Annotated in this window: 7 protein-coding genes; 3 read left to right on the plus strand and 4 right to left on the minus strand. The window is 59.1% G+C overall.

The features are described 5' to 3' along the window. Positions 1–88 precede the first annotated feature (88 nt). Together PMI23_RS14685 and PMI23_RS14690 are read right to left on the minus strand one after the other, a co-directional pair. A complete protein-coding gene (locus PMI23_RS14685) occupies positions 89–1,702 on the minus strand; it encodes an inorganic phosphate transporter (RefSeq protein WP_007917765.1) in 1,614 nt (537 codons plus the stop codon). Between the two features lie 225 nt (positions 1,703–1,927). Next, positions 1,928–2,950, minus strand: a complete 1,023-nt coding sequence (locus tag PMI23_RS14690) for a transporter (RefSeq protein WP_007917764.1) — start codon at positions 2,948–2,950, stop codon at positions 1,928–1,930. Between the two features lie 277 nt (positions 2,951–3,227). Here PMI23_RS14690 and PMI23_RS14695 point away from each other — a divergent pair, with 277 nt between their 5' ends. Both PMI23_RS14695 and PMI23_RS14700 read left to right on the plus strand, forming a co-directional pair. Then, a complete protein-coding gene (locus PMI23_RS14695) occupies positions 3,228–4,850 on the plus strand; it encodes a methyl-accepting chemotaxis protein (protein ID WP_007917763.1) in 1,623 nt (540 codons plus the stop codon). Between the two features lie 110 nt (positions 4,851–4,960). Continuing rightward, a complete protein-coding gene (locus PMI23_RS14700) occupies positions 4,961–5,404 on the plus strand; it encodes a hypothetical protein (RefSeq protein WP_007917761.1) in 444 nt (147 codons plus the stop codon). 280 nt (positions 5,405–5,684) lie between these two features. Here PMI23_RS14700 and PMI23_RS14705 read toward each other — a convergent pair whose 3' ends face one another. Both PMI23_RS14705 and PMI23_RS14710 read right to left on the minus strand, forming a co-directional pair. Then, entirely contained in the window at positions 5,685–5,990 is a 306-nt protein-coding gene (locus PMI23_RS14705; RefSeq protein ID WP_007917758.1) for a PepSY domain-containing protein, read from the minus strand. 162 nt (positions 5,991–6,152) lie between these two features. Then, a complete protein-coding gene (locus tag PMI23_RS14710; protein ID WP_007949923.1) occupies positions 6,153–7,280 on the minus strand; it encodes a glycerophosphodiester phosphodiesterase in 1,128 nt (375 codons plus the stop codon). 221 nt (positions 7,281–7,501) lie between these two features. On the opposite strand from PMI23_RS14710, the gene PMI23_RS14715 reads away from it, so the two are divergent. Further along, positions 7,502–7,828: a DUF2025 family protein gene (locus PMI23_RS14715; protein WP_007912648.1), complete on the plus strand. Its 327-nt coding sequence runs from the start codon at positions 7,502–7,504 to the stop codon at positions 7,826–7,828. Positions 7,829–7,930: the final 102 nt, after the last annotated feature.

A 7,930-nucleotide genomic window follows, 5' to 3' on the forward strand; every position in this document is an offset into this window, starting at 1 on the left:
CTCGCGATAGCGGTGTGTCAGTTTAATCAATGTTGACTGATACACCGCTATCGCGAGCAGGCTCACTCCTACAGGGGGTCTTCGTCCGTTAGAAAATTTGGGTGAACAGCCAGTAGAGGCTGCCCGACAGCAGAATGGCGGCGGGCAGCGTCAGCACCCACGCCATCAACAGATTGCGGATGGTCTTCATCTGCAACCCGCCACCGTTAGCGACCATGGTCCCGGCCACACCCGAGGACAAAACATGGGTCGTCGACACCGGCAAACCAAACATGTCCGCCGCACCGATGGTCAGCATCGCCACGGTTTCCGCCGAGGCGCCCTGCGCATAGGTCAGATGGGTCTTGCCGATCTTCTCGCCGACCGTCACCACAATCCGTTTCCAGCCAACCATGGTGCCCAACCCGAGCGCGATGGCCACGGCGATTTTCACCCACAGCGGAATAAACCGCGTGGCGTTGTCGATCTGCTGTTTGAACAACTGCAGTTTGCCGCTGGTGTCGGCGTCGAAATTGCCGACCTTGTTCTTGTCCATCAGGCGAATGCTTTCGCTGGCCAGGTACATGTCGTTACGCACGTTGCCCATGGCTTCGGCCGGGACTTTCGCCAGCGAACCGTAGCCTTTGACCTCTTCGCCGATGTGCCCGGTGAGGGCGGCAAGGGCGGGGATCAGTTGTGGCGTGGCGTCCTTGCTGCGCACGTAATCGGAGAGCACTGCACGCGGATCGGCGGGCGTCGGCAGCGGGGCACTTTTCACCAGCGCTTGCTGGGTGACTTGCGCCACGGCGGCGAACTGCAGCGATTGTTCTTCCGGCATGGTGCGGTTCAAGGCGTAAGCCATCGGCAGCGTGCCGACCAGAATCAGCATGATCAGGCCCATGCCTTTCTGGCCGTCGTTGGAGCCGTGGGCGAAGGACACGCCGGTGCAGGTCAGAATCAGCAGACCGCGAATCCACCATGGCGGCGGGGTATTGCCTTCCGGAGCCTTGTACAGCGAACGATTTTTCACGAAGGCGCGCAGCGCCAGCAGCAACAGCGCCGCGCAACCGAAACCTACCAGCGGCGACAGCAGCAAGGCGTAACCGATTTTAGTCGCCTGCGCCCAATCGACGCCGCTGGTGCCGTCACGGCCGTGCATCAACGCATTGGCCACGCCGACACCGATGATCGAGCCGATCAAGGTGTGTGACGACGACGCCGGCAAACCCAGCCACCAGGTGCCGAGGTTCCACAGGATCGCCGCGATCAGCAGGGCGAAAATCATCGAGAAACCGGCGGAAGAACCGACCTGCAGAATCAATTCCACTGGCAGCAAAGCGATGATGCCGAACGCCACCGCGCCGCTCGAAAGCAGCACACCGAGGAAGTTGAAGAAACCCGACCAGACCACCGCCACGTTCGGCGGCAGCGAGTGGGTGTAGATCACCGTCGCGACGGCGTTGGCGGTGTCGTGGAAACCGTTGACGAACTCAAAGCCCAGGGCAATCAGCAGCGCCACACCGAGCAACAGAAACGGCGTCCACGTGGTGACCACCGTGCCGAGTTCGTGCATGTCGTGCATCAGGCTGTAGGCGGTGAACAGCATCCCCATGGCCAACACGGCGAAAAAGATCACGTAGGTGAACGGACCGGTTTTCTTGTCGAGGGCTGGCCTGCCACTGTGGGCGGACGTGGGGCTGACGGTCAGGGAGGGAGTAGCCATGGCAGGACAATCCTGAGCGAGGGAAGGAATGTCGCCCATGATCGTTGCAGAATGTTACAGAGAGACTGCGCCATGTCAGTGTTTGGCTGAATACCCCAACCGTCGGTCTTCTGCTCGTTCCCACGCTCTGCGTGAGAATGACGCCCGGGACGCTCCGCGTCCCCTGTGACGCAGAGCGTCACTCGATGCATTCCCACGCAGAGCATGGGAACGAGCGTTGAGGCGTCAATAATCCCCGCGCTTGCGAAACGCCCAACGCCCGGCAATCACGGTAAACGTCGCCACCAGTGCGACCAAAATCCAGAACCCTTCCGGATCCTGCGACAACGGCACCCCGCCCACATTCATCCCGAAAAAACCGGCAATGATGTTGATTGGCAACGCAAGCACAGTCACCACCGTCAAAGTAAACAGCGTGCGGTTGCTCTGTTCGTTGAGGTTGGCGGCGATCTCTTCCTGCAGCAGTTTGATCCGCTCACCCAGTGCAGTGAGGTCGTTGATGATCAGCGCAAACTCCTCGGTGGATTTGCGCAGTTCCTTGACGTCCTCCTTCTGCAACCAGGGCGGCGGCCGATTGAGCAAACGCAATAACGAACCCGGCTCCAGCGCCAACAGCCGTTGCAGACGCACCAGCACCCGCCGGTTGGCGCCGAGTTCGGCACGGTTGGTCGACAGCCGCGAGGAGAGCAATTCATCCTCGACCTGATCGACGCTCATGCTGGTCTTGCGCACGATCTGCGTCAGCACTTCGCCTTGATCGCGCAGCAGATGCACAAGCAGTTCCGAGGGGGAACGAAAGCGCTCGCCGGCCTTCACCGACGAGCGCAGTTTGTCCACCGAATGCAGCGGTTGCAGACGCGCACTGACGATCAGTTTGCTGCGCACACAAACCCACAGCGTCGACACGTCCGAGGAGACCATGCTGCTGAGGTTGAACACCACATCGTTGACCACCGCCAACAACGCCGAATCGACATGCTCGATGCGCGTCGAGCGCGAGCCTTCGTGCAGCGCCTCGAAAAACTCTTCGGGCAATTGCAGATGACTTTTCATCCAGCGCTCGCACGCCGCATGCGCCAGATTGAGGTGCAGCCAAAGGAATTCACCGCTGTCGCTGTCGTCCTGCAAACAGCGCAACGCTGTGGCCGAATCGACTTCGCGACCACGTTCGCCGGGCAGGAAGCGATAGCCATAGAGCAGGCCGAACAGATCGGGGTCGCGATGGCTGATATCGAGGCTGTGGTTCATGAAGGCTCGCTGCGAGGAGGGGGCGTCGGTCGCGCAAATGGCAGGTTCACTGAGCCACATCATCGCAATGTCACATGACGTTTATGTGACAGCAAAGTGACGTCAAATCAGCGACTTACCGACGGTCGGATTTTCTTCAAGAAGCGCTCTGGCGCGCCGATCACAGGTGCGTTAGGTTGCGCGCCATTGGCCATGAACCAAGGCTCGCCGACATGGATGTCCGGCAAAATTTCACGCCTTACCGGGCGTGCCTCATCCCTGTCCTGAGTATCTTGCGATGCTGCAAAAATCCCTGAGAACGCAAATTCTCGCCCTGCTGAGCGGCAGCCTGTTGGCGGTGCTGTTGATTGCCCTGGCCTGTTTTCATTTCCTGTCCAACGGCGTGCAGAGTTACAGCCAGTTGATCGCCGGTCCCTTGCACACTTCGCAATTGATCGACGAGGCGAACCTGCAATTCAAGGTGCAGGTGCAGGAATGGAAAAACGTGTTGTTGCGCGGCAAGCAGCCGGCGGATCTGGCCAAGTACTGGGGGCAGTTCGAAGACCGTCAGCGCGATGTGCAGAACATCCTCGGTGAACTGGCCGGCCAGAAAGGTCTCGAGCCGAGCCTGAAAAACCGCATCGAACGTTTGCGTGATGAGCATCGTCAGTTGGGTTCTGCCTATCAGAAGGGCCGCGATGCCTACGTGGCTGCCGGTGGTGATCCGACGGCAGGTGACGCGGCGGTCAAAGGCGTTGACCGTGCCGCCAGCGATCAGATGAGCGAACTGGTCGCCGAGTTGCGCAAGCAAGGCACCGCGCAGTCGGCGCTGATCAGTGCCGAGGCTGATCGCACTGTGTGGCTGGGGCTGTTGGTGATGCTCGCGTCGGGTCTGCTGATCGGCCTGTTGAGCCTGTGGCTGGTCAACCGCAACCTGGTCGAGCCGATCCGTAAACTGATCGATTACGTCACCCAATTGAGTCGCGGCAAACTGGCCGAACGTGTGGTCAGCGACCGTCAGGATGAACTGGGCAATCTCGCTGCTGCCGCCAACACCTTGCGTGATTTTCTCGCCGAAACCTTCACCCGTCTGCAGCGCAGTGCCAGCGATCTGGACAGCGCCAGCGGCGAGTTGAACGCGATCGCCACGACCATGGCTGGCGGCACCAACGAGCAGTTCAACCGCACCGATCAAGTCGCTACGGCCATGAACGAAATGTCCGCCACCGCGCAGGAAGTGGCGCGTCACGCCGCCGATGCCGCGCGTGCGGCCGACGATGCTGATCAGTCCGCCCAACAGGGTGAAAAGGTCATGCAGAGCACCATCCACTCGATCACGCAGATGCGCGGCGAAATCGCCAATACCGCCACGGTGATTCGTCGTCTGGAAGCCGACAGCGGCCGCATCGGCAAGGTGCTGGAAGTGATTCGCGGCATCGCCGAGCAGACCAATCTGCTGGCACTCAACGCCGCGATTGAAGCGGCGCGGGCCGGTGAAGCCGGGCGTGGTTTTGCGGTGGTTGCCGATGAAGTGCGCAACCTCGCACAACGCACCGCCGAGTCGATCATCGAGATCAACCAGATCATTCAGAGCGTGCAGACCGGCGCGGTGGATGCGGCGCAAGCCATCGACAGCGGCCAGACGCGCAGTGATGAAAGCGTTGAGCAAGTGACCCAGGCTGGCGCGATGCTGGAGCGCATCACCCACGCGGTGGAAGCGATCCGCGACATGAACCGTCAGATCGCCACCGCTGCGGAAGAGCAGACCTCGGTGGCCGAGGACATCTCGCGCAACCTCACCGAGATCACGTCGATCGCCAGCACCAACCTCGACAATGTGCAGCGCACTGAAAGCGCCAGTCAGAACCTGCATAGCCTGTCGGGGCAGTTGAACGAAGTCACCGCGCGCCTCAGCGCCTGAGGTCATTGAACGTGTACCGATTCGGATACCGAGTCGGTACACAGTCGATCTCAAATTGATGCAGCCATGGTCGATGACCGGTTATCTATCACCGGCATTGGAGCCTTTCCATGGTCAGCATTACTTCAGTTTCGATCAATCAGACCGTCACGACACCCACCAGTAAAACCGCAATCAGCGACGTCGGTGACGAGACCTCGACCACGGCAGCCGCCAGCACTGGCGTGAAAGCGGACACCAGCAAAGTGGCTGCGGGCGGTGGTGCGGCACCCGCGGGTGACAGCGATTCCAGCAGTGAAGAATCGGATTCGGTGAAGGAACTGCGCAAGCAGATTGCCGAACTGCAGAAGCAATTGCAGGAGGAGCAGCAAGCGTTGCAAGCGGCGCAGGCGAAGCAGGAAAGTTCTGATGCCAAGGCGGCCGAAGTAGCCGCTGCACAGGCGCAGATCACCGCTACCTCGGCTTCCCTGTCTACCGCCACAGCCTCGCTGTTGCAGGCCTTGCAGGATTCTGACAGCAGCACTTCCGGTTCGCTGGTCAGCACCTCGGCGTGATGCCCTTCTCCCTCACCCTAGCCCTCTCCCAAGGGAGAGGGAACTGACCGTGGTGACTATTTGAGGTACGCCGACCTGAAATATCGAGGCGCATTCAGGTCTTGAGTAACCCCCGATCGGCTCCCTTTCCCCCTCGCCCCCTTGGGGGCGGTCCGACGTTTCGGGAGGGCTGGGGTGAGGGGGAGAAAATCTCACTGGCAACACATCAACCAAGCCAAACACCAGACACAAAAAAAGCCGCACGATCTTTCAATCGTGCGGCTTTTGGTGGTGCGTTCAATCAAGTGTCTTGCTTGTTGCTCAGCACTTTGCCGGTAGTTGCATCAAAGTCCACATCGAACTCTTTGCCATCAGCAGTTTTCAATTCAACTTCATACTCATAACCGTTGAAGTGGTTATCCAGGTCGGTGTCAGTAATCGTCGCACCCGGATGCAGTTTCAGCGCTTCGGCGTTCATCGACTCCAGCGACTTGATTTTGCCCGACTTAACCAGTTCAGGAATCTGGTCAACGCGAACATCAGCCTGGGCCAGGCCAGCGGTAAGAGTCAGGGCAGCGGCGGTAAACAGGGCAGTCAAAGTTTTCATCGGTTCGTTCCTTGGGGTGATTCGTTTAAGTGGCCTCAGGTTAACCAGTGCAACTTAACTCACCCTTAAAATCCCAAAGCCAAACAAAACGGGCAAGCCATGCACCTGCACAGAACCTGTGGGAGCGTGGCTTGCCCGCGATGAAAGCGCCTTGATTTAAGATCAGAAGCCGTTGTTCTTCAGTACCTGATCAACGCTGCCGGCCGCCGGGCGTTTATAGAACTTCAACAGTTCGCTGGCACGGTTGGTGAAGATGCCGTCGACACCGGCCGCCATGACTTTCTCGAAGTCCACCGGCTCGTCGACGGTGTAGACGTGCACTAGCATGCCCTGGTCGTGGGTGTATTTATTCATCCACGGTTGCACCAGATCCGAATAGCTCTGATCGCCACCCTTGGTCAGCTTCGCCGACGGGCCGGTACCGATTGCGCCTTGGGCCTTGGCGTAATCCACCCATTGTTTGAATTCGGCTTCGGACTTCGGCTCTTGTTTGCCGTAGAAAACGTTTTTGTCTTTCTCGCCGGATTCGGCAAACGTCACTTTCGATTTTGGCTCGATGCTGCCTTCGCCCACCCACAACAGGAGGATTTTCGGCACTTGCGGCATTTCTTTTTCCAGCAGTTCGAGGCTGTTTTTCTCGAATGTTTGCAGAATCACTTTGCCTTTGCCCTGACCAACGCCCAGTGCGCTCTTCGCCAGTTTCGAACCGGCCGGGCTCAGCCAGCCGCGATCCTGCAGTTTCTCTTTCAGGTCTTTCTCGATCCCGGGAAACAGTTGCGGCTCTTTGGTCTCGATGTACAGGCCCGGCTTGTGTTGCGGATTGGCTTGGGCGATGTCGATGATTTCATCAAGGGTCAGAATTTTCAGCCCGGCGTAAGTCGGGCGCGCGCGATCCGGGTACTTGGTGTTGAACCAGCTGCCGGCGTCGAGTGTTTTCAGTTCGGCCATGGTGAACGCGGTGGCCGAGGCGTCCTTGCGATCCGGGAATTTGGTCGCAACGTCAGTGGTGCGTTGCAGGTTGTCGTCGTGCAGGGCGAACAACACGCCGTCCTTGCTGCGCTGCAGGTCCATTTCCAGGTAGTCGGCGCCCAGATCGCGGGCCAGTTTGTAGGACGCCGCAGTGGATTCCGGCGCATCGAAAGAGGCGCCACGGTGAGCGATCACCGCCGGATGCGGGATGCCGTTGGTGGCAGCGATCGCTTTCGGATCAGTCTGGCTGGCGGCGTGCGCCTGACCGAGGCCGAGCAGCAGGCTCAGGACCAGGGCGCTTTTGGTGAAAGTGGCGGGCATGTTCGAGTTCCTTTCGCAGGGCAATTTCAAAGACGTACCTTTTAACAACTGAATCGCTCGGGTGCTATCGCAGGACCGACATAAACGTATTAAAAGCGATTTTTCCTGCACTTTTGTGGCGCGGTTTGCAGTACGCTTGCCCTCGGCAGACGTCCCGGCAGAGGGCGCGCCGCTCAGTTGCCCTGCGTGTAAACCATCGATCAACTTTCGTGAGGTTTACCATGCGCATCACCTCCCAACTCATCTGCCAGGCCGCCGACGATCTCAAGGGCTTTGTCGGCCTCAACCGCAAAACCGGTCAGTACATCGTCAGATTCAGCGAAGATTCGTTCGGCATGGACGTGGCCGATGACGGCATTATTCCTGTAAACGAATTCGTCTGGGCGCCGGCGACAGCGCAGACCATGACGCTTAAACGCGAGTTGATTCAGTTGCTCCTGGATCAGCATATCGATGAGCGGATCAACATCACCGAGCCGTTGCGCGTTTATATGAGCAAAGTTGAAGTGCCGGAGATTGTCGCGGTGCGCAGTCTGGTGCGCGGCTGATATTTTTTAGTGGCTGTACCGGCCCCATCGCTGGCAAACCAGCTCCCACAAATACGGTGTGATCTTCAGAACAGCGCATAACCTGTGGGAGCTGGCTTGCCA

The sequence above is a fragment of the Pseudomonas sp. GM24 genome (assembly GCF_000282235.1).
Classification (GTDB): domain Bacteria; phylum Pseudomonadota; class Gammaproteobacteria; order Pseudomonadales; family Pseudomonadaceae; genus Aquipseudomonas.

Bases quoted from the DNA above. Each gene is read 5' to 3' on its own strand.
- PMI23_RS14685 (WP_007917765.1), bottom strand. From the start codon at position 1,702: ATGGCTACTCCCTCCCTGACCGTCAGCCCCACGTCCGCCCACAGTGGC.
- PMI23_RS14690 (WP_007917764.1), bottom strand. From the start codon at position 2,950: ATGAACCACAGCCTCGATATCAGCCATCGCGACCCCGATCTGTTCGGC.
- PMI23_RS14695 (WP_007917763.1), top strand. From the start codon at position 3,228: ATGCTGCAAAAATCCCTGAGAACGCAAATTCTCGCCCTGCTGAGCGGC.
- PMI23_RS14700 (WP_007917761.1), top strand. From the start codon at position 4,961: ATGGTCAGCATTACTTCAGTTTCGATCAATCAGACCGTCACGACACCC.
- PMI23_RS14705 (WP_007917758.1), bottom strand. From the start codon at position 5,990: ATGAAAACTTTGACTGCCCTGTTTACCGCCGCTGCCCTGACTCTTACC.
- PMI23_RS14710 (WP_007949923.1), bottom strand. From the start codon at position 7,280: ATGCCCGCCACTTTCACCAAAAGCGCCCTGGTCCTGAGCCTGCTGCTC.
- PMI23_RS14715 (WP_007912648.1), top strand. From the start codon at position 7,502: ATGCGCATCACCTCCCAACTCATCTGCCAGGCCGCCGACGATCTCAAG.